17 protein-coding genes, 2 tRNA genes and 1 pseudogene are annotated in these 20,157 nt (G+C 69.0%); 12 read left to right on the forward strand and 8 right to left on the reverse strand.

All coding sequences use genetic code 11. From position 1 onward, the window contains the following. Window positions 1-89: 89 nt before the first annotated feature. Together OHA58_RS23695 and OHA58_RS23700 are read right to left on the reverse strand one after the other, a co-directional pair. Window positions 90-1,508 carry an amino acid permease gene (locus tag OHA58_RS23695; RefSeq protein ID WP_405481214.1) on the reverse strand — a complete coding sequence of 473 codons (1,419 nt, stop codon included), beginning with the start codon at window positions 1,506-1,508 and terminating at the stop codon, window positions 90-92. A 116-nt stretch (window positions 1,509-1,624) separates the two neighbouring features. Continuing rightward, a complete protein-coding gene (locus OHA58_RS23700; RefSeq protein WP_405481216.1) occupies window positions 1,625-2,998 on the reverse strand; it encodes an amino acid permease in 1,374 nt (457 codons plus the stop codon). Window positions 2,999-3,263: 265 nt separating this feature from the next. On the opposite strand from OHA58_RS23700, the gene OHA58_RS23705 reads away from it, so the two are divergent. Then, complete coding sequence (locus OHA58_RS23705) at window positions 3,264-3,842, forward strand: biotin transporter BioY (RefSeq protein ID WP_326713012.1); 579 nt, start codon at window positions 3,264-3,266, stop codon at window positions 3,840-3,842. Between the two features lie 16 nt (window positions 3,843-3,858). On the opposite strand, the gene OHA58_RS23710 is transcribed toward OHA58_RS23705, so the two are convergent. Together OHA58_RS23710 and OHA58_RS23715 are read right to left on the reverse strand one after the other, a co-directional pair. Beyond that, on the reverse strand, window positions 3,859-5,199 hold the full coding sequence (locus OHA58_RS23710; protein WP_405481218.1) for an FAD-binding oxidoreductase: 1,341 nt from the start codon (window positions 5,197-5,199) through the stop codon (window positions 3,859-3,861). Between the two features lie 78 nt (window positions 5,200-5,277). Next, on the reverse strand, window positions 5,278-6,741 hold the full coding sequence (locus tag OHA58_RS23715) for an amino acid permease (protein WP_405481220.1): 1,464 nt from the start codon (window positions 6,739-6,741) through the stop codon (window positions 5,278-5,280). 174 nt (window positions 6,742-6,915) lie between these two features. On the opposite strand from OHA58_RS23715, the gene OHA58_RS23720 reads away from it, so the two are divergent. Further along, window positions 6,916-7,401, forward strand: coding sequence for a ribose-5-phosphate isomerase (locus OHA58_RS23720; protein ID WP_116512982.1), 486 nt, complete (start codon window positions 6,916-6,918; stop codon window positions 7,399-7,401). Window positions 7,402-7,548: 147 nt separating this feature from the next. Further along, a complete protein-coding gene (locus OHA58_RS23725; RefSeq protein WP_405481222.1) occupies window positions 7,549-8,361 on the forward strand; it encodes an Fpg/Nei family DNA glycosylase in 813 nt (270 codons plus the stop codon). Between the two features lie 22 nt (window positions 8,362-8,383). Here the strand turns inward: OHA58_RS23725 and OHA58_RS23730 are convergent, their stop codons facing one another. Beyond that, entirely contained in the window at window positions 8,384-9,622 is a 1,239-nt protein-coding gene (locus OHA58_RS23730; RefSeq protein ID WP_405481223.1) for a GNAT family N-acetyltransferase, read from the reverse strand. A 137-nt stretch (window positions 9,623-9,759) separates the two neighbouring features. Between OHA58_RS23730 and OHA58_RS23735 the strand changes: the two genes are divergently transcribed. Then, the gene (locus tag OHA58_RS23735; RefSeq protein ID WP_405481225.1) at window positions 9,760-10,908 is read left to right on the forward strand and encodes a PP2C family protein-serine/threonine phosphatase; all 1,149 of its coding nucleotides are present in this window, start codon (window positions 9,760-9,762) and stop codon (window positions 10,906-10,908) included. 221 nt (window positions 10,909-11,129) lie between these two features. Here the strand turns inward: OHA58_RS23735 and OHA58_RS23740 are convergent, their stop codons facing one another. Next, window positions 11,130-12,311 carry a cation:proton antiporter gene (locus tag OHA58_RS23740; protein ID WP_405481226.1) on the reverse strand — a complete coding sequence of 394 codons (1,182 nt, stop codon included), beginning with the start codon at window positions 12,309-12,311 and terminating at the stop codon, window positions 11,130-11,132. 212 nt (window positions 12,312-12,523) lie between these two features. Between OHA58_RS23740 and OHA58_RS23745 the strand changes: the two are divergent. Beyond that, a pseudogene (locus OHA58_RS23745) lies at window positions 12,524-12,685 on the forward strand (ABC transporter permease); the annotation flags it as partial. A 10-nt stretch (window positions 12,686-12,695) separates the two neighbouring features. Then, entirely contained in the window at window positions 12,696-13,142 is a 447-nt protein-coding gene (locus tag OHA58_RS23750) for an HD domain-containing protein (protein WP_405481228.1), read from the forward strand. A gap of 81 nt (window positions 13,143-13,223) precedes the next feature. Here the strand turns inward: OHA58_RS23750 and OHA58_RS23755 are convergent, their stop codons facing one another. Next, the gene (locus OHA58_RS23755) at window positions 13,224-14,372 is read right to left on the reverse strand and encodes an acyltransferase family protein (protein WP_405481229.1); all 1,149 of its coding nucleotides are present in this window, start codon (window positions 14,370-14,372) and stop codon (window positions 13,224-13,226) included. 536 nt (window positions 14,373-14,908) lie between these two features. On the opposite strand from OHA58_RS23755, the gene OHA58_RS23760 reads away from it, so the two are divergent. Beyond that, window positions 14,909-15,103: a hypothetical protein gene (locus OHA58_RS23760; RefSeq protein ID WP_100594330.1), complete on the forward strand. Its 195-nt coding sequence runs from the start codon at window positions 14,909-14,911 to the stop codon at window positions 15,101-15,103. A gap of 99 nt (window positions 15,104-15,202) precedes the next feature. On the opposite strand, the gene OHA58_RS23765 is transcribed toward OHA58_RS23760, so the two are convergent. After that, window positions 15,203-15,273 (reverse strand) — tRNA-Gly (locus OHA58_RS23765). Window positions 15,274-15,414: 141 nt separating this feature from the next. Between OHA58_RS23765 and OHA58_RS23770 the strand changes: the two genes are divergently transcribed. The 5 genes from OHA58_RS23770 to clpX all read left to right on the forward strand — a co-directional run bounded on the left by OHA58_RS23770 (window position 15,415) and on the right by clpX (window position 20,084). Beyond that, a tRNA-Pro gene (locus tag OHA58_RS23770) sits at window positions 15,415-15,491 on the forward strand. Window positions 15,492-15,641: 150 nt separating this feature from the next. Next, window positions 15,642-17,036 (forward strand): trigger factor, encoded by a 1,395-nt coding sequence (gene tig, locus OHA58_RS23775; protein WP_389531966.1) that lies wholly within the window; start codon window positions 15,642-15,644, stop codon window positions 17,034-17,036. Window positions 17,037-17,320: 284 nt separating this feature from the next. Further along, window positions 17,321-17,929, forward strand: coding sequence for an ATP-dependent Clp protease proteolytic subunit (locus OHA58_RS23780; RefSeq protein ID WP_356278867.1), 609 nt, complete (start codon window positions 17,321-17,323; stop codon window positions 17,927-17,929). 53 nt (window positions 17,930-17,982) lie between these two features. Further along, the gene (locus tag OHA58_RS23785) at window positions 17,983-18,642 is read left to right on the forward strand and encodes an ATP-dependent Clp protease proteolytic subunit (RefSeq protein ID WP_227294656.1); all 660 of its coding nucleotides are present in this window, start codon (window positions 17,983-17,985) and stop codon (window positions 18,640-18,642) included. Window positions 18,643-18,797: 155 nt separating this feature from the next. Continuing rightward, a complete protein-coding gene (gene clpX, locus OHA58_RS23790; protein ID WP_116512991.1) occupies window positions 18,798-20,084 on the forward strand; it encodes an ATP-dependent Clp protease ATP-binding subunit ClpX in 1,287 nt (428 codons plus the stop codon). Window positions 20,085-20,157: the final 73 nt, after the last annotated feature.

The raw sequence follows: 20,157 nt of genomic DNA on the forward strand, positions 1-20,157 counted from the left end.
GGCTAGCAGCAGGAGTGCGCGGCGCAACGCGAAGGACCCCCGGCCAAATGGCCCGGGGGTCCTTCGCGTTGCTTCGGAACGGGGGAGCGCTACTGCTTCTTCTCGGCGGCCTTCTGGCGTGCGTAACCCACGGCCGCGAGGATCACGGTCAGGCCGCCCGCGTAGTAGAGCTGTTCGCGGGTGCCCTCCTCGCGCGCCATGAGGAAGAAGATGGCGGCCATACCGGCCAGGGCCACCCAGGTCAGGTACGGGAAGGCCCACATCTTCACGACGAGCCGCTCCGGCGCCTCGCGCTCCAGCTTGCGGCGCAGCCGCAGTTGCGAGGCGGCGATGAAGAACCAGACGACGAGGATGATGGCGCCGATCGTCTTCAGTAGCCACTGGAAGATGTCGTCCGGCCGCCAGTAGCTGAGCAGGACGCAGACGAAGCCGAACACCGTGGACAGCAGGACGGCGATGCGTGGAACCCCGCCCTGGATCTTCCCGATGATCTTCGTGCCCTGGCCGCGTGCGACCAGCGAACCGGCCATGCGCGAGGCGCCGTAGATGTTGGCGTTCATCGCCGAGAGCAGCGCGACGAAGACGACGATCTTCATGATGAGGCCGGCGGCCGGCAGGTCCAGGTACTCCAGCGTGGCGACGTAGGAACCCTTGTCGGGGTCGATCAGCGCCTTGGCGGACCACGGGATGAGCGCGACGACCACGATCATCGAGCCGACGTAGAAGAGCGCGATGCGCCACATCGCCGTACGGACCGCCTTCGCGACGCCCTGCACCGGGTGCTCGGACTCGGCCGCGGCGATGGTCACCGTCTCCAGGCCGCCGTACGCGAAGACGGAGGCGAGCAGTCCGGCGATGAGCCCCTCGGTGCCATTGGGCATGAAGCCGCCGTGGCCGGTCAGATTCTCGGTGCCCGGCGCGTCGGTGCCCGGCAGCAGGCCCGCGATCGCCAGTACGCCGATCACCAGGAACGCGACGATCGCGGCGACCTTGAGCGTCGCGAACCAGAACTCGAACTCGCCGAAGTTCTTCACGGCTGACACGTTGGTGGCGGTGAACAGGAGCATGAACAGCGCGACCCAGGCCCACTCCGGCACGCCGGGGACCCAGCCGTGCATGATCTGCGCCGCGCCGATCCCCTCGAGCCCCACCGCCACGCACAGCAGGAACCAGAACGACCAGCCCGCCGTGAACCCGGCCCACGGGCCGATGCCCCTCTCCGCGTGCACGGAGAACGAGCCGGAGGCGGGATACGCCGCCGCCATCTCACCGAGCATGCGCATCACGAGCATCACGAGCGCGCCCGAGATCGTGTAGGCGAGGATGATCGACGGGCCGGCGGCTGCGATCGCGGTTCCGGAGCCCACGAAGAGGCCCGCACCGATCACACCGCCGAGCGCGATCATCGAGAGGTGACGCTGCTTGAGACCGCCTGACAGCGACGGCTCGGCCGGCGACTGATCGATCGGCTGCGCGTCGACGGGCGACTGCGCGGACGTCCGAGACATGGATGTGCCCTGTTCATTAGCTGAGACGGGGGAAAGGCCCACAGTCTGAGCAGCGGCACCGGGTACAGGGAACAGCTGACCGGTATACGGACACGACGCTCACACATCGTGAAGGTTCAGGCACGCCGCGCGCGCAGTTCCCGCACCCCCGCGACGGCCACGACGAGCGCGGTCGCGCCGGTCGACCACAACAGCTGCGGACGGGCCGTGTCGTCGGTCAGCATCAGCCCGATGACGGCCGCCATCGCGGCGAGCGTCACCCACGTCAGCCAGGGGAAGCCCCACATCCGCAGCACGAGCCGCTCGGGCGCCTCCCGTTCGACGAGCCGCCGCAGCCGCAGCTGCGACGCCGCGATCAGCGCCCACACGAACAGCAGCACCGCGCCGACCGAGTTGAGCATGTAGAGGAAGACGGATTCCGGCCACTCCAGATTGAGCAGCACCGACATGAACCCGAATGCGACCGACGCGAGCACCGCCCGGCGCGGCACGCCCCCGCCGCTCACCTTCAGCAGCGCGCGGGGCGCCTCGCCGCGCTCGGCCAGCGAGAAGACCATGCGCGACGAGCCGTAGAGGTTCGCGTTGAGCGCCGAGAGGAGCGCCACGAACACCACGATGTTCATGATCTGGCCCGCGGACGGCACCCCGATCGCGTCGAGGACCGTGACGTACGGGCTGATGCCCGCCTTCTGTGCCGTCCACGGCAGCACCGTCACGATGACCAGCATCGAGCCGACGTAGAAGAACAGGATGCGGAAGACCGCGCTGCGCACCGCCCGCGAGACCGCGCGCACCGGGTCGTCGGACTCGGCGGCCGCGATCGTCACGACCTCCAGGCCGCCGAACGCGAACACGACGGCGAGCACACCGGAGATGACGCCCTGCCAGCCGTGCGGCAGGAAGCCGCCCTGCCCGGTGAGGTTGGTGAGGCCGACGGGATTCGTGTCGGGGAGGACCCCGAAGACCGCGAGCGTGCCGAGGATCAGGAACGCGACGATCGCGAACACCTTCAGGGCGGCGAACCAGAACTCGAACTCGCCGAAGTTCTTCACGGCCGCCAGGTTCGCCCCGGTGAAGACCAGCATGAACACCAGCACCCACGCCCACTGGGGCACGCCCGGCGCCCAGCCGTTCGCGATCTGCGCCGCGCCCGTCGCCTCCACGGCCAGGACGACGACGAGCAGGAACCAGTAGAGCCAGCCGACGCTGAACCCGGCCCAGCGGCCGAGCGCCCGCTCCGCGTGCACGGAGAACGAACCCGACGCCGGCATCGCGGCCGACATCTCGCCCAGCATCCGCATCACGCACATCGCGAGCGTGCCCGCGATCAGATACGAGACGACGATGCCGGGCCCCGCGACCGCGATCCCGGCGCCCGAGCCGACGAAGAGGCCGGCGCCGATGACACCGCCGAGGCCCAGCATCGTCAGATGGCGCTGTTTGAGCCCGCCGCCGAGAGGTTCGGATTCGGACGGGAGCTGGTCGTGCATGGGGAGTTCGGACCGCTTTCGGGGCTCGCACGGGTTTGGCAGGAACCTACAGTCTCCCCGCGGGCCGCCCCCGGACGCAAAACGGGCCGATTCGGCGCTGGCCTCAGTGACGAGCATCACGCCAAGTCGCGCTTGAGTGCCGCCCTTTGTGAGGAGCCCACCAACAGCCGCCGTTCCGCTTTGTCGAGCAGTGACCGTGATCGTGGATCGGCCCCTGGGATAGCGTCACGGTGTCCCAACCTGCCCTCACCCCCGCGGAGTCCCGATGAGTACGGCTGCCGTCTCCACCCGCCCCGGCAAGGTCCTGGCCGACCTGCTCCCCGCTTCGCGCACCCGCGACATCGCGCTCGTGCTCGGCGGCGCCGCCCTCACCGGCATCGCGGCCCAGATCGCCGTGCCCGTGCCGGGCTCCCCGGTCCCGGTCACCGGGCAGACCTTCGCCGCGCTCCTCGTCGGCACCGCGCTCGGCGCCCGCCGCGGCTTCCTCTCCCTCGCCGTGTACGCGCTCGTCGGCATGGCCGGCATGCCGTGGTTCGCCCAGGGCACCTCCGGTGCGGGCGGTGCCTCCTTCGGCTACGTCATCGGCATGCTGCTCGCCTCCACCGTCGTGGGCGCGCTCGCGCGGCGCGGCGGCGACCGTTCCGTCCTGCGCACCGCGGGCACGATGGTCCTCGGCTCCGCGATCATCTACGCGGTCGGCGTGCCCTACCTCGCCGCCGCCACCGGCATGACCTTCACGCAGGCGGTCGCCGCGGGCCTCACCCCGTTCCTCATCGGCGACGCCGTGAAGGCGGCCCTGGCGATGGGCGTGCTGCCCACCGCCTGGAAGTTCGCCAACAAGTAGTCCTCGATACGGGCGCTCAGCGCACGTTGTAGTTCCTCCGGAAGAGGTTCGCCGGGTCGTACGCGGCCTTCACATCGGCGAGCCTCTTCCGCGTCTGCGCGTCGTACAGCCCCTCCGTACGGTCGCCGCCGCCGAACGCGAAGTTCAGGGACCGGCCCATCCGCTGCTCCTCGACCTGCTTGAACGCGAGGGCGTGACGATCGCGGACGGCCTCACGGTCCGTCCCGTCCAGCGGCGACAGGATCCGCACCAGCCACCCCGCGTCCCGGTACGGCACGGAGTTCGCGGCGGGCCTCGACAGGGCCCCGCCCAGGTGGTTGACCTGCACGACGTTCATGGAAGAGGCGTCCGGCCCGCACAGCGCGAGGAGTTCGGACACGCCCTCCACGGCCGGCTCCCGCAGTACCGCACTGTCCCCGTAGTAGGCGTGCGGGAAGTCCGGGTCGCTGTGGATGGTGTGGCTCTCGGCGTACGGCATCTCGCGCAGGCTGTCCGTCAGGGCCGGTCCGAGCGCCGCCCGCAGGGGCGCCACGAGCCGCTCGCCCTCGTCCGCGCTCCCGGTGAAGGCGACGCGTACGGAGATCACGTACCGGCCGCGCAGGTGCGGCGGGAGCGCGGGGATGTCCGGGTAAACGAGGGCCGAGAGGGACGACGTCAGCGCATCCGGTACGGTCCGCGCCCAGTCCGTGTACGCCCGCAGCACGGCCCCCGCGCCGGCCTTCGCGCCGTCGTAGGCGAGCGAGCCCCCGTACAGCCGCGCGACCGGCACCAGAGCGATCTCCAGACCCGTGACGACGCCCAGATTCGCGCCGCCGCCGAGCAGGCCGCGGAAGAGCTCCGGCTCGGCATCGGCGGAGACCGTGCGACGGCGTGCGTCCGCCGTGACGACGTCGGCCGACCGGACGTGATCGGCCGCGTAACCGAACTCCCGCGCCAGGATGCCGAGTCCACCGCCCAGCGTGTACGACACCGCGCCCACGCCCGGCGCCGAGCCGTTCAGCGGGGCGAGGCCGTGCGGGGCGGCCGCCTCTACGACCTGGCCCCAGCGGGTCCCCGCGGAGACCCGCACCGTGCGCGCCGCCGCGTCCACCACGACCTCGTCCATGCGCCGCGTGGAGATCAGCACCCCGCCCACGGAGTCTCCGGGCAGCCCGTGCCCGGTGGCCTGCACGCCGACGGGCAGGCCGGCACCGGCCGCGTACGCGACAGCGGCCTCGACGTCATCGGCGGAGGTTGCCGCGAAGATGACGTCGGGCCGCTGGGCGAAACCGGTCTGGAAACCGGCCAGTTCCTCGTCGTACCCGGCGTCGCCGGGCCGCAGGACGAGCTGCTGTGTACGGATGTCGTCGGAGTTCATGCGGCAGACTCTGCCCGCATTACCTGACACCCGCCGTCAGCTTTTCTGCTGAGACCTTTCCGGGAATGCCCGGACGGGTCAGGCGGAGACCTTCTTCCGCTTCTGCACCTGCTCACGCACCAGCGCGAACCCGACCACCAGGGCCGCCACGAGCAGCGACAGGACGACCTGCTCGCGGCCCGCGTCGTCGGTGAGCATGTAGACGAGCACGAACGAGATCATCGCGATCGTGGCCCACGTCAGATAGGGGAAGAGCCACATCTTCACGACGAGCTTCTCGGGCTGCTCGCGCAGGATGATGCCGCGCATCTTCAGCTGCGTGAAGCAGATGACGAGCCAGACGAAGAGGGCGATGGCGCCGGAGGAGTTCAGCAGGAAGTTGAAGACGGTGTCCGGCCACTGGTAGTTGAACCAGACGGCGACGAACCCGAAGACGACCGAGCCGAGGATCGCGGCCTGCGGCACGCCCCGCTTGCTGGTCTTCGCGAACGCCTTCGGCGCGTCACCGCGCTGGCCGAGCGAGAAGGCCATGCGGGAGGCGGTGTAGAGCCCGGAGTTCAGGCACGAGAGCACGGCCGTCAGCACGATGACGTTCATGATCTGACCGGCGTGGGGGATGCCGATCGAGTTCAGGGCCGCGACGTACGAGCCGTCCTTGGCGATCGACTTGTCGTTCCACGGCAGCAGCGTCAGGACGATGAAGATCGAGCCGAGGTAGAAGACGCCGATACGCCAGATCACGCTGTTCGTGGCCTTGGTGACGGCACGCTGCGGGTCCTCGGACTCGCCTGCGGCCAGCGTGACGATCTCGCTGCCCATGAAGGAGAAGACGACCATGAGGACGCCGGTGAGGATCGACCCGGCGCCGTTGGGCATGAATCCGCCCGCGTCCGTGAGATGCGCGAATCCCGCGCCCGGGTTGTCCGAACCCGGCAGCACACCGAACACGGCGAGCATGCCGATGATCACGAACGCGCCGATCGCGACGACCTTGATCCCGGCGAACCAGAACTCGAACTCGCCGTACGAGGCGACCGAGGCCAGGTTCGTCGCGGTCAGGACGACCATCACGATCAGGGCCCAGCCCCACTGCGGCACGGCCGGTATCCAGCCGTTGAGGATCACGGCACCGGCGGTGGCCTCGACCGCGAGGACGACGACCCAGAAGAACCAGTACAGCCAGCCGATGGAGAAGCCGGCCCAGCGGCCGAGCGCCTGGTCGGCGTAGGCGGAGAAGGAGCCGGACGAGGGCCGTGCGGCGGCCATCTCGCCGAGCATCCGCATCACCATGACGACCATGAGGCCGACGAGGGCGTACGAGATGAGGATGGCGGGTCCGGCCTTGGCGATGCCCGAACCGGAGCCGACGAAGAGTCCGGCACCGATCACACCGCCGATGGCGATCATCGACAGGTGCCGGTTCTTGAGTCCGGCCTTCAGCTGGTCGGGACCGTTATTTCCGGTCTGACCGTTGTCAGGCTGTGAATCTCCAGGATTGTGGGGCGCCTGGTCGGCCTTCGCAAGGGAGGGTTGCGAGGTCATGGACGAATCCTTAAGTCTCGGGTCACGAGCCCACGCATTCAAACCCAGGGATGTACCGGACGGAAGACCTGACTCCGGATCGTGATTTTCGACTCCGAGACGTTTGCCCGTAAACGAACGGCGACAACGACCCGACCGCGCCGTGCCCGGGTGGGACGTGCCACACTCGGATCCATGCGCGTGTACCTCGGCTCGGATCATGCCGGCTACGAACTCAAGAACCACCTCGTCGAATGGCTCAAGGCCCATGGCCACGAGCCCGTCGACTGCGGGCCCCACATCTATGACGCCCAGGACGACTACCCTCCGTTCTGCCTCCGTGCCGCGGAGCGCACGGCGGCGGACCCGGACGCCCTCGGCATCGTGATCGGCGGCTCCGGCAACGGCGAGCAGATCGCCGCGAACAAGGTGAAGGGCGTCCGTGCGGCCCTCGCCTGGAGCGAGCAGACCGCTGCGCTGGGCCGTGAGCACAACGACGCGAACGTGGTCTCCATCGGCGGCCGCATGCACACGCAGGAAGAGGCGACGAAGTTCGTCGAGATCTTCCTCTCCACCCCGTACTCGGGCGAGGAGCGTCACACGCGCCGCATCGAGATGCTGTCGCGCTACGAGGAGACGGGCGACCTCCCCCCGATCCCGGCCCACCACCCGCAGGGCTGACCTCATCGTTTCAGCCCCTCAACTGAGCCCCTCCGGCGTTTGAGGAGCGGGGTCTGGGGCAGAGCCCCAGGACTTTCGGGAAGGGGCGGGCTGGGGGAGAAAACCCCCCAACGTCCGCCCCCACCCAACCCGAGGAGAAAGAGACCGTTGCCAGAGGGCCACACCATCCACCGCCTGGCCCAGGACCACGCGGAGCGCTTCGCCGGCTGGCCGGTACGCGTCCGCAGCCCGCAGGGCAAGTTCTCCGACAGCGCCGCCCTCCTGGACGGCCTGGTCGTCGACGCGGTGGACGCCCATGGCAAACACCTCTTCCTGGGCTTCGCGGAAACCGGCTGGATCCACATCCACCTGGGCCTCTTCGGCAAGTACACCCTCGGAGAGACCCCCGCCCCGCCGCCCACGGACACCGTCCGCCTGCGGCTGCTGAGCGACACGCACTACTCCGACCTGCGCGGCCCCACGACCTGCGCCCTGATCACGGACGCCGAGAAGCAGGCGATACACGACCGCCTCGGCCCCGACCCGCTCAGGAACGGCGACGACCCGGACCGGGCCTGGCGCCGTATCTCCCGCAGCCGCACCACCGTCGCCGCGCTGCTCATGGACCAGAAGATCATCGGGGGCGTCGGCAACGTCTACCGCGCCGAGGTCCTCTTCCGGCACGGCATCGACCCGTACACCCCGGGCAAGGACCTCACGCCCGACGAGTGGACGGCGATCTGGACGGACCTGGTGGCGCTGATGCGCGAGGGCGTCCGGCACAACCGCATCGACACCGTCCGCCCGGAGCACACCCCCGAGGCGATGGGCCGCCCGCCGCGCGTCGACGACCACGGCGGCGAGGTGTACGTCTACCGGCGGGCCACGATGCCCTGCCATCTGTGCGGCACGGAGATCCGCACGGCGTCCCTCGCGGCCCGCAACCTCTTCTGGTGCCCGAGGTGCCAGCCCCCACGCTGACCGGCACCCGTCACCCGCTGCGTCAGAACCCGTGCGGCAGCCACGGCGCCACGGTCGACCCGAACGCGAGCGCCGCCTCGTCGACCGCGCCAGGACGCAGCTCCCGCACTCGGCCGGCCGCCGCCAGCGCCGAGAGCGACGTGTCACCGAGGTAGGCCGCCGCCAACTCCCGTACGGACAGGGCAAGGTCGGCTGTGTCCTCGCTGTCCCCCGTGCGCTTGCAGGACGCCCCCTTCGCGTCCCCGGTCAGCCGCCACCGCCCCGCGTTCCACGGACAGAACTCGTCCGTCACGTCCAGGACGACGTCGACCGGCGCCTGATACGTGCGGGCCTCCAGCGCGGCTCCGAGGTCCACGAGCCGTACGTGCATCGAGTCCCGCAGCCGCACCTGGCACCGCCGGATGTCGCTGACGAGGGAGAACAGCGGATCGTCGACCGGCCGGTTGCGCGCCTGGACGGTCGACGTCAGGTCGATGTCCAGGAGGAAGCGCCACAGTGCCGCGTACGCCGCCGGGTCGAGCGCGTCGATGTGCCGCAGCGTGATCCGGCCCTTCGGCCCGGCCGCGTCCCACTCGGGCTTGTTGTGGAACCGGACGTAGCCGACCGTCTCGCCGTCCCGCTCGGCCAGCACGCACTGCATCGGCGACGCGCCCTCGCGCTCCGACGGCGCGTCGAGCAGCGGCAGCCGCTCCCAGCCGGGCCTGCGGGCGAGCATGCCGGGCCGGGTGCCGATCGTCCGCACGTACACGCCCTCGCACGCGGCGGCGGCCTCGGCGACGTCGGCGAACCGCAGCCGTACGCCGTCCGTGCCCGCCAGAGCGTTGATCCGCACCCGCGTCGAGTCGATCTCCACGCTCGCCTGCCGCGTCGCGGTCCCGTACCCGAAGCGGCCGTAGATCGCGGGCTCGGACGCGGTGAGCACGGCGAGCGGCTCGCCCCAGGACCGTACGTCGTCGAGCTGGCGCCGCATCATCGACGTCAGGACCCCGCGCCGCCGGTCCGTCGCCGCGACGGACACCATCGTGACGCCCGCCGCCGGGACCTGGGCCCCGCCCGGCACCGTCACCCGGAACGTGAACGCCCCCGCCGTTCCCACGCACCGGTCGCCGTCCCACACGCCGATGGACCGGTCGAACTCGGTGAGGTCGTCCCACAGCGCGCGTTCTTCGGGCGCTTCGGGAACTCCTCCGAAGGCCAGCTCCAGCTTCGCGTACCACTCGTGCCAGTCGTCCTGGCGCAGCACCCGTACGTCCATCGTCATGAGCCATCCCTACCAGGACACCGTGGACGAAGCGAGAGATTTTCCCCGCCCGGGGAAGGCGCCCGGGCCGCCTGGAAGAGGGACAAGTGGGACCTCCCGTGCGAAGCCCCTGGGCCGATGGATAAGGTCCACGAGCAATGGCAGGACGACGCGCGCAAGCCGAGACGTTTACGGCCCGGATGAAGATGAGACTGCACCGGGCCCGCATCGGCCTGCGCAAATCGGGTGTCGACTACTTCCGGGGCGACGGTTCCGACTGGGTCGCGATGGTGGGCCTGCTCCTCACGGTCCCGGTCATCGCCTGCGGCACCCTCCTCAACTCGGTCTGGTGTTCCCCGACAGCGCTCGTCCTGCCGATCGTGGCGGGGGGTCTGCTGCTGCGCCCGGCCAGCCTCCTCGGCCTGTACGCGGCCGCCGCCGCGGCGCTCATCGTGGAGTCGGTCAAGCTCGGCCCGTACTCGGAGGGTGCCGCCCGGGTCACGCCCGGCACCGTCCTTGTCGTGGCCGCCTGCGGTTTCTTCGGCCTGCTCATAGCCCAGTTCCGCAGCCGGGTCGGCGTGCCCTGGCGGCGCGGCGGCACGATGCTGTTCGACCTGCGTGAACGCATCCGCGTACAGAGCAAGTTGCCGCAGCTGCCCAGGGGCTGGCACCGCGAGATGGCGCTGCGCCCGGCCGGCGGCCAGTCCTTCTCCGGCGACTTCGTCGTCGCGGCCCGTACGAACGGCGGCCGCACGCTGGAGGCGGTCCTCACCGACGTATCGGGCAAGGGCATGGACGCGGGGTCGCGGGCGCTGCTCCTGTCCGGAGCCTTCGGCGGACTCCTCGGCTCCCTGCCGCCGCACGCCTTCCTGCCCGCCGCCAACGGCTATCTGCTCCGCCAGGACTGGGACGAGGGCTTCGCCACGTCCATCCACCTCGTCCTCGACCTGGAGTCGGGCGACTACGAACTCTTCTCCGCGGGCCACCCGCCGGGCCTCCAGCTCAGCGCGGGCAGCGGACGCTGGGAGGAGAAGGCCGCGGAGGGCCCGCTCCTCGGCGTCTACGACGGCGCGCAGTTCGACTCCACCAAGGGCTCCCTGCGCCCCGGCGACGTCCTGATGCTCTTCACGGACGGCCTGGTAGAGACGTCCGAACGCGACATCACCGAGGGCATCGACCGCCTCACCGGCGAGGCGGACCGCTACGTGTCGGGCGGGTTCCACGGCGCGGCCTGGCACCTGATCGAGGCGGTGGCCAAGGACGTCAACGACGACCGCGCGCTGCTGCTGATCTGCCGGGACGCGTGACGGCTCCGCCGGGGTGCGGATCCCTTGCCGGGTGCGGCGTACGTCGTGGCCGGTCGCGCAGTTCCCCGCGCCCCTGAAGGCATGCGGCTTCGCCGCAGCCTCATCAAGCACCTCTGAGACGGGCGCACGAAGTGCGCATCTCAGGGGCTCGGGGAACTGCGCGACCAGCCACAGAAGACCCGCACCCGGCAACGAGAGCTCGCCCCCACGGCGCGCATCCGTCACACCCCGGCGCCCACCCGTTCCTCGAGGGGCGCCCCATTCCCCCGCCCCCCTGGAAGGCGACGCGCGAGCCGCTCCGAGCGGCCCGCCGCCATCGGTCCGAGGACCGCGAGCAGGAGCACGTAGCCCGCGATGAACGGCGACAGCCGCTCGTCCAGGCCCGCGCCCGCCGCCATCGTGGCGAGGATCAGGGCGAACTCGCCCCGGGCGAGCAGCGTCGTGGAGATGTTCGCGGCGGGGCCGGGCCCGAACCCGTACACGCGCGCCGCGCCGAGTCCCGCCAGCACGTTCATCACCAGCGTCACGGTGACGGCCGCGAGGACCGGCCACAGCACCGTCGGCAGGTCGCCCGGGTCGATGGAGAGGCCGAACGCGAAGAAGAAGATCGCGCCGAACGCGTCCCGCAAGGGGTGCACGAGCTTGCGGATGCGCTCGCCCGAGGTGGTGGAGCCGAGCATCAGGCCGACCATGAACGCGCCGATCGCGTCCGCGACCCCGAACCACTCGGAGACCCCGGCGACGAACACGGCCGCGCCGAGGAAGGAGATGACGAGGAGCTCGTCGTCCTTGGTGTGGAAGAGACGGCCCACGATGCGGGTGCCGAAGCGCGCCGCGAGCGCGAGCAGCAGGAGGAAGCCGAAGGCCTTGCCGCCGTCCATGACCGCCGAGGCCAGGCTGTCCGCGCCGGACAGGATCGGCTGGAGCGCGGCCAGGTAGAGGGCCAGGAAGATGTCCTCGACGACGATGATCCCGAGGATCGGCTTGGTCTCCGGATTGCCGAGGCGGCCGGTGTCGACAAGCACTTTCGTGACGATCGCCGACGAGGAGATGCCGAGGACCCCGGCGAGGACCAGAGCCTCGGAGGTGCCCCAGCCGAGGGCGAATCCGAAGCCGAGGCCCGCGCCGACGTTCAGCGCGAGGTACGTCCCTCCTGCGACAGCCATCTTGCGGCCGCCGGTCTTGAGGTCGTCCAGATGGAATTCGAGGCCGAGGTAGAAGAGCAGCAGGACCAGGCCGAGCGCGGAGAGCATCTCCAGGTCGTGCGGGTCGGCGACCAGCACGATGCCGGGGGTGTGGGGGCCGAGGAGGATCCCGGCCAGGATGAACAGGGGGATGGTGGGGAGTCCGATGCGTCCGCCGAGGCGGGCGAGGACGGCGGCGGCGAGAAAGGCGCCGCCCATGGCTATCAGGGTGTCTGCATGTCCGATGGGTCCGTTCCTTCCGTTCTTGGCTTGGTCGAATGGCTGGCTCAGGTCAAGAGAAGGTCAAGAACACGTCAATAGTTAGCTTACCAAACCATTTTCGTGACGCGGGATGCGGTTCTCCCCACCCCCGTTTCGCCGGCGGCGCCTCGCGGGACACCACCCCGACCGGCGCCGCGCCGCCGAGGCCCTCGGGCATCGCCGTCGCCACCCTGGTGCCGATGATGAACGGCCTGACGGGGCGGTCCCCGTATATCCCGCCGCTCGTGTACGGCTCCTTCGCCGGGTCCGTCCTGGTCCTCGGCCTGGCCGCGACCGCGCTCCCGGCCCGGGCGGCCCTGCGCAGGCCTTAGGGTCGGCCGCATGCTGACCCTCGCCGAGGTGGAGGCCCTGGCGCGCAGGGCCCACGCCACCCAGACGGACAAGGCCGGACGCCCCTACGCGGAACACCTGGAGGCGGTCGCCGAAGGTGTACGCGCCCGGGGCGGCGACGACGAGCAGATCGCGGCGGCCTGGCTGCACGACGCGATCGAGGACGACGCGCTCTCGCCGGAGTGGCTGGCCGCGGCGGACCTCACGGACCGCACGAAGGCCGTCGTCCTCGCCCTCACCAAGCGCCCCGGAGAGCCTCAAGAGGCCTACGCGCAGCGAATTCTGGCCACTCCGGGCGCGCTGCTGGTGAAGGAGTCGGACCTGGCCCACAATGCGGACCCCGCCCGCCTGGCGGTTCTGGACGCACCGACGAGAGAGCGCCTGACAAGGAAGTACGCGGGGATGAGATCGCTACTGGGTATCAACGAGGCCGCGTAGGCAACGCGCCCCTGTACGGGGCGCGGGGAACTGAGTGACAAGCCCCCACGCACCCGCACCTGACGAACAGCGACGGCACCCTCAGGCGCGGGCCCGCCCGCGATCCCGCGCCACCTGAGCCGCGTCCTTCTTGAACGCCCACTCCATCTTCGGCTCCATCGCGAACCGGAACATCCGCTGGACCGGGGGAGTACAGAGGACCGTGATCAGGGAGGCCGCGACGACCGTCACGAACACCTCGCCCAGCGGCTTGTGCAGCCAGGCGTAGTCGTCGAACCAGCCCCAGAACCGCGAGCCCTTCGCGATGAAGCCGTGCAGCAGGTAGCCGTACAGCGTCCCCGCGCCCAGCACGGTGAACCACATCTTCCGCCGCGGCACCCACGCGAAGAAGCACGCGGTGAGGACGACCGAGCAGCCGAAGAGCGCGAGCGTCATCACGGCTCCGGCCCACCACGGCGCGCCCAGCTCCTGCGCGCTGTCGCGGTGGTAGAACCACGCCGACGTCATCCGCGGAGCGGCCCAGTAGGCCAGCAGCAGGGCCGCCGCGAAGATCGGCACGGACAGGATCCGTACCTCACGCCGGCGCACCAGCTGGAAGTGCTCGGGCTTCAGGAACAGGCCGACCACGAAGAAGGGGAGGAACTGCAGGACGCGCTGGAGATCGAGGTCGTCGCCGATGTCGGGGGAGACGGAGGCGAGTACGGCGATGGCGACGGCGAGCGGCACCGGCCAGCGGACGATCTTCCACAGCGGGGTGGTGAGCCGCCACACGAACAGGGCGACCAGGAACCAGGTCAGATACCAGGGGTCGAGCAGGCTGAACGGCTGCGTCGGATCGTTGTCCGCCCAGCGCTTGAAGAAGGTGTACGCGACCTCGAAGATCACGTACGGCACCGCGACCCCGGTGATGAGCCGCCGGAGCCGGTCGGGCCGCATGTCGAAGCTGCGGGAGAAGTAGCCGGAGATCACGATGAACGCCGGCATGTGGAACGTGTAGACGGTCATGTAGAGCGCCTCGGCGACGCGGCTGTGATCCGTCAGCGGTTCCCAGGAGTGGCCCATCGCGACCAGCACGATGGCCAGGTACTTGGCGTTGTCGAAGAACGCGTCCCGCTGTTTCGCGGGCTTGGCGGCCGGTGTGGGGGGAGCGGCTGCCGTATTCGGTGGCTGATGGGCGGGGGCCGTCTGTGCCGCAGGGAGCGGGGCTCGGGTGGGGGCAGCGCGGAACATCTGAGGCACCTTAGCGGCGCCCGCGGTATTTCGTAAAACCCTCACGTCAAATCCTCCTTACCGCGCGAGTACCCCCGATTCGGAGAAGTCGGCATAGCGATGGCGAAGTTTTCGCAGGTCTTCCGGAGGGACTTCGGGAGGCATCCATATGAGTCCGTTATGACCACTCTCATCCTGATTAAATAGTGCATATCGGCCGGACTCGACCGCCCCTGGGTGTGGCCCCCGCGACAATTCGAATTCGCGGCGAACAACACATGTGTGATCCCGCGTGCCCACGATGTGGACGTGCTGTGTGTGCATGGAAACGATCAGGCCGAATTACCGGCCACGGGAACCCGCGAAATTGCCCGGGGGGCGCGCGCTGATCATGTGCCCCAAGGGTGCGCGGCCGGCGCGCCGCCGCACGGGAGTGGCCGACGATGCGTCACCCGCCGCATGCGGGGGCCGTGTTGGTGGCACGATGGTTCTGGCGGGGGTGTGCGGGGTCGTACCCCCCGGGCCGGGAGAGCGGACCGACCTAGGGTGTGATCAGTGTGGCCATTTCGCTGTCAGTCGTACTGCTGTTGGCGATCATTCTCGTGGTGCTGATCCGGGGAGGGTCGATCAAGGCCGGGCCTGCCGTCGTGGCGGTCCTGTTCGGGTTCTTCCTGGCCTCGACCGGAATGGCCGACGACATCCAGAGGTTCCTGAACTCGATAGCGGACACGATCAACTCGATCCAGTTCTGACTGCTCGTCGATCCAGTTCTGACTGCTCGGGAGACTGTCCGGCCCAGGACGTGAAAAACCCCGGGCCCGGTTCGTGAGAACCGGGCCCGGGGCCACAAGAGCGGGCGACGGGAATCGAACCCGCGTAGCTAGTTTGGAAGACTAGGGCTCTACCATTGAGCTACGCCCGCACAGCTTGCGCCGCAGGTCGGTGACCGCGGCAACGGGAAGCATCGTAGCGGGTCGGACCCCCTCGTCGCACACCGCATTCACACCGCTCGTAATGCGGGAGCCGCATCGGCCGAGTGCATGTACCCTACGTGTCGCACCGACGGGGTGTGGCGCAGCTTGGTAGCGCGTCCGCTTTGGGAGCGGAAGGCCGTGGGTTCAAATCCCGCCACCCCGACCAGCGTCGCAACAGCAGCGTCTCAAGCGGTAAACGCCTCCTCAAGATCGCGTTGTGGGTCGACTCCGGCTTGCCGTTACTATGCAAGCTGCGTGCCCGTGTGTCTCTTAACCGGGCAGGAACCCAGAAGTCAGCCCCCAAGGAGACCGAACCGTGAAGAGCGCCGTGGAGACCCTGAACCCGACCCGGGTTCGGCTCAGCATCGAGGTGCCCTTCGAGGAGCTCAAGGACAGCCTCGACGCGGCGTACAAGAAGATCAACCAGCAGGTCACAGTGAAGGGCTTCCGCAAGGGCAAGATCCCTGCCCGCGTCATCGACCAGCGGTTCGGCCGCGGCGCGGTGCTTGAGGAGGCCGTCAACGACGCGCTTCCGAAGTTCTACACCGAAGCGGTCAACGAGGCCGAGCTCAACGTGCTGGGCCAGCCCGAGGTCGACATCACGGAGCTGAAGGACGGCGAGACGCTGAACTTCACCGCCGAGGTCGACATCCGTCCCGAGATCGAGATTCCGGACTACTCCGGCATCGAGGTCGAGGTCGACGCCATCGAGGTCAGCGACGAGGACGTGGACAAGTCGGTGGAGCAGCTCCGCGAGCGCTTCGCCTCCACCTCCCCGGTCGAGCGTGCCGCCGAGGACGGCGACGTCGTCACGATCGACCTCGAGGCCAAGGTCGACGGCGAGGTGCTCGAGGACGGCGTTGCGTCCGGCGTCTCGTACACGATCGGCTCGGGCGAGCTCCTCGAGGGCATCGACGAGGCCGTGAAGGGCCTGGAGGCCGGTGGCGAGGCCACCTTCACCTCCGAGCTCAAGGGCGGCTCCGCCGAGGGCAAGGAGGCCGAGGTCACCGTCAAGGTCACCCAGGTCGCCGCTCGTGAACTGCCGTCCCTGGACGACGAGTTCGCGCAGCTCGCCTCCGAGTTCGACACCCTCGACGAGCTGAAGGCCGACAGCCGCAAGCGCCTCGAGAACATGAAGCAGTACGACCAGGCCACGCAGGCCCAGGAGCGCGTACTGGAGAAGCTGCTCGAGCTGGTCGAGGTCCCCGTTCCCGAGAAGCTGCTCGAGGACGAGGTCAAGACCCGCAAGCACAACCTCGAGCACCACCAGCTCGGCCAGATGGGCCTCGACCTCGAGAAGTACCTCGAGATCCAGGGCAAGACGGTCGAGGAGTTCGACGCCGAGACCGCCGAGCAGGCCGTCAAGGGCATCAAGACGCAGTTCGTCCTCGACGAGCTCGTCAACAAGGAGAAGCTGAACGTCAACCAGGAGGAGCTCACCGAGCACCTCATGCGGCGCGCGCAGTCCTCCGGCATGTCCCCCGACCAGTTCGCCCAGGCCGTCGTCGAAGGCGGCCAGGTCCCGATGCTGGTCGGCGAGGTCGCCCGCGGCAAGGCCCTCGCGGTCGTCGTCGAGGCCGCCACGGTCAAGGACACGAACGGCGAGATCGTCGACCTCGAGGACGACGAGGACGAGTCGGCTGCCGCCGGCGAGACCGTCGAGGCGGACGCCTCCGCCGAGGCCGAGGCCGAGGACAAGAACGAGGCCTGAGCCTCGGTCTGATCTGTTCTGCGTAGCTGGGCCCCGGGACGACATCGTCCCGGGGCCCAGTCGTACCTGCGGGGCGGGGCGCAACATGCGCTCACAGCGAACAGTTCCCCTTGCGGGATTCACCGAAGGGACCCGCGCGTTAGGGTCCATGAATACGAGGGCAGATGAGTCCCCGCAGCCGCTGCCGAACGGCAGTGTGCAGGTGCGGGTCCCCGGCCCTCCGGATAAGACGCGAGACGGCGCGTTGCCGTCAGAGACGAGCAGGTGGATACGTGACGAATCTGATGCCTTCTGCCGCCGGTGAGCCGTCCCTCGGTGGTGGCCTCGGCGACCAGGTCTACAGCCGACTGCTCAACGACCGCATCATCTTCCTGGGCCAGCAGGTCGACGACGAGATCGCCAACAAGATCACTGCCCAGATGCTCCTCCTGGCCGCTGCCGACCAGGACAAGGACATCTACCTCTACATCAACAGCCCCGGCGGTTCGGTGACGGCCGGCATGGCGGTCTACGACACCATGCAGTACATCCAGAACGACGTCGTCACCATCGGCATGGGCATGGCCGCCTCCATGGGCCAGTTCCTGCTGACCGGCGGTACTCCGGGCAAGCGCTTCGCGCTTCCGAACACGGACATCCTGATGCACCAGGGCTCCGCCGGCATCGGCGGTACGGCCTCGGACGTCAAGATCCAGGCCGAGTACCTGCTGCGCACCAAGAAGCGCATGGCGGAGATCACCGCCCGGCACTCCGGGCAGACCGTCGAGACGATCATCCGTGACGGTGACCGCGACCGCTGGTACACCGCCGAAGAGGCCAAGGCATACGGCCTCATCGACGAGATCATCAGTGCCGCTACGGGTGTTCCGGGCGGCGGCGGCACCGGGGCCTGAAACCCCGGTTACGCGGTCATCCAAGCCCACCTCACAAGGACGGAACACCGACCATGAACAACATCCCCGGCAGCGGTCTGTACACCGGCCCGCAGGTCGACAACCGCTACGTGATCCCGCGCTTCGTCGAGCGCACCTCGCAGGGCGTGCGTGAGTACGACCCGTACGCGAAGCTCTTCGAGGAGCGCGTGATCTTCCTCGGCGTGCAGATCGACGACGCGTCCGCCAACGACGTCATGGCGCAGCTCCTGTGCCTGGAGTCGATGGACCCGGACCGCGACATCTCCATCTACATCAACAGCCCCGGCGGCTCCTTCACGGCGCTCACGGCCATCTACGACACGATGCAGTTCGTGAAGCCGGACATCCAGACGGTCTGCATGGGCCAGGCGTCCTCCGCGGCCGCCGTGCTCCTCGCGGCCGGTACGCCGGGCAAGCGCATGGCGCTGCCGAACGCCCGCGTCCTGATCCACCAGCCCTCCGGCGGCACCGGCCGCGAGCAGCTCTCCGACCTGGAGATCGCCGCGAACGAGATCCTCCGGATGCGTGAGCAGCTCGAGGAGATGCTGGCCAAGCACTCCACGACGCCGATCGAGAAGATCCGCGACGACATCGAGCGCGACAAGATCCTGACGGCCGAGGACGCCCTGGCGTACGGCCTGATCGACCAGATCATCTCCACCCGGAAGATGAACAACTCCGCGGCCGCGTGACGCAGCGCTGTATCGTCTGCCGCTCCTTGGCACGCTTCACGTCGAAGTGAACCGTGCCAAGGGGGGCCCGAACGGGGGCCCCGGCAAGGTACCGTCGGATACAGGCACCAGGAGTCGCTTACGCGAGCGTCTCCCAGGCGAAGGGGAAGCACCTCGTGGCACGCATCGGTGACGGCGGCGATCTGCTCAAGTGCTCGTTCTGCGGAAAGAGCCAGAAGCAGGTCAAGAAGCTCATCGCAGGCCCCGGTGTGTACATCTGCGACGAGTGCATCGACCTCTGCAACGAGATCATCGAGGAAGAGCTCGCGGAGACGAGCGAGGTCCGCTGGGAAGAACTTCCCAAGCCTCGCGAGATCTACGAGTTCCTCGAAGGCTATGTCGTCGGCCAGGAGGCCGCGAAGAAAGCCCTCTCGGTCGCTGTGTACAACCATTACAAGCGGGTCCAGGCCGGTGAGAACGGCGGAGCCCAGGGACGCGACGACGCGATCGAGCTGTCGAAGTCCAACATCCTGCTCCTGGGCCCCACGGGCTCGGGCAAGACCCTCCTGGCCCAGACCCTGGCCCGCATGCTGAACGTTCCGTTCGCCATCGCCGACGCGACGGCGCTCACGGAGGCCGGCTATGTGGGCGAGGACGTCGAGAACATCCTCCTGAAACTGATCCAGGCGGCCGACTACGACGTCAAGAAGGCCGAGACCGGGATCATCTACATCGACGAGATCGACAAGGTCGCCCGTAAGAGCGAGAACCCGTCGATCACGCGTGATGTGTCCGGTGAGGGCGTCCAGCAGGCCCTGCTCAAGATCCTGGAAGGCACCACGGCCTCGGTCCCGCCCCAGGGCGGCCGCAAGCACCCGCACCAGGAGTTCATCCAGATCGACACGACGAACGTGCTGTTCATCGTGGGCGGCGCGTTCGCAGGCCTGGAGAAGATCATCGAGTCGCGGGCGGGTGCCAAGGGCATCGGCTTCGGCGCGACGATCCACTCCAAGCGCGAGCTGGAGGAGAAGGACCAGTTCCAGGAGGTCATGCCGGAGGACCTGGTGAAGTTCGGGATGATCCCCGAGTTCATCGGCCGTCTCCCCGTCATCACCTCGGTCCACAACCTGGACCGCGAGGCGCTCCTCCAGATCCTCCTGGAGCCGCGCAACGCCCTGGTGAAGCAGTACCAGCGCCTCTTCGAACTCGACGGCGTGGAGCTGGACTTCGAGCGCGAGGCCCTGGAGGCCATCGCCGACCAGGCCATCCTGCGCCGCACCGGCGCGCGCGGCCTGCGCGCGATCATGGAGGAAGTCCTCCAGTCCGTGATGTACGAGGTCCCCTCCCGCAAGGACGTGGCCCGCGTCGTCATCACGGCGGAGGCCGTCCACTCGAACGTGAACCCGACGCTGATCCCCCGCGACGTCCGCGGTTCGGGCAGCGGAGAGCAGAAGTCGGCGTAGCGCACACGTGAGACATGGGAAGGGCCCCGGTCGGGTGACCGGGGCCCTTCTTTCATGCCGTGCCTGAGGTGCG

The organism is Streptomyces sp. NBC_00009, from assembly GCF_045040855.1.
Classification (GTDB): domain Bacteria; phylum Actinomycetota; class Actinomycetes; order Streptomycetales; family Streptomycetaceae; genus Streptomyces; species Streptomyces aureus.

Excerpts from the sequence above, each read along its gene's own strand:
- OHA58_RS23755 (WP_405481229.1), bottom strand. The coding sequence starts at position 14,372 with ATGTTCCGCGCTGCCCCCACCCGAGCCCCGCTCCCTGCGGCACAGACG.
- OHA58_RS23720 (WP_116512982.1), top strand. The coding sequence starts at position 6,916 with ATGCGCGTGTACCTCGGCTCGGATCATGCCGGCTACGAACTCAAGAAC.
- OHA58_RS23710 (WP_405481218.1), bottom strand. The coding sequence starts at position 5,199 with ATGAACTCCGACGACATCCGTACACAGCAGCTCGTCCTGCGGCCCGGC.
- OHA58_RS23705 (WP_326713012.1), top strand. The coding sequence starts at position 3,264 with ATGAGTACGGCTGCCGTCTCCACCCGCCCCGGCAAGGTCCTGGCCGAC.
- OHA58_RS23715 (WP_405481220.1), bottom strand. The coding sequence starts at position 6,741 with ATGACCTCGCAACCCTCCCTTGCGAAGGCCGACCAGGCGCCCCACAAT.
- OHA58_RS23700 (WP_405481216.1), bottom strand. The coding sequence starts at position 2,998 with ATGCACGACCAGCTCCCGTCCGAATCCGAACCTCTCGGCGGCGGGCTC.
- OHA58_RS23740 (WP_405481226.1), bottom strand. The coding sequence starts at position 12,311 with ATGGGCGGCGCCTTTCTCGCCGCCGCCGTCCTCGCCCGCCTCGGCGGA.
- OHA58_RS23735 (WP_405481225.1), top strand. The coding sequence starts at position 9,760 with ATGGCAGGACGACGCGCGCAAGCCGAGACGTTTACGGCCCGGATGAAG.
- OHA58_RS23750 (WP_405481228.1), top strand. The coding sequence starts at position 12,696 with ATGCTGACCCTCGCCGAGGTGGAGGCCCTGGCGCGCAGGGCCCACGCC.
- OHA58_RS23780 (WP_356278867.1), top strand. The coding sequence starts at position 17,321 with ATGCCTTCTGCCGCCGGTGAGCCGTCCCTCGGTGGTGGCCTCGGCGAC.
- OHA58_RS23785 (WP_227294656.1), top strand. The coding sequence starts at position 17,983 with ATGAACAACATCCCCGGCAGCGGTCTGTACACCGGCCCGCAGGTCGAC.
- OHA58_RS23730 (WP_405481223.1), bottom strand. The coding sequence starts at position 9,622 with ATGACGATGGACGTACGGGTGCTGCGCCAGGACGACTGGCACGAGTGG.
- OHA58_RS23695 (WP_405481214.1), bottom strand. The coding sequence starts at position 1,508 with ATGTCTCGGACGTCCGCGCAGTCGCCCGTCGACGCGCAGCCGATCGAT.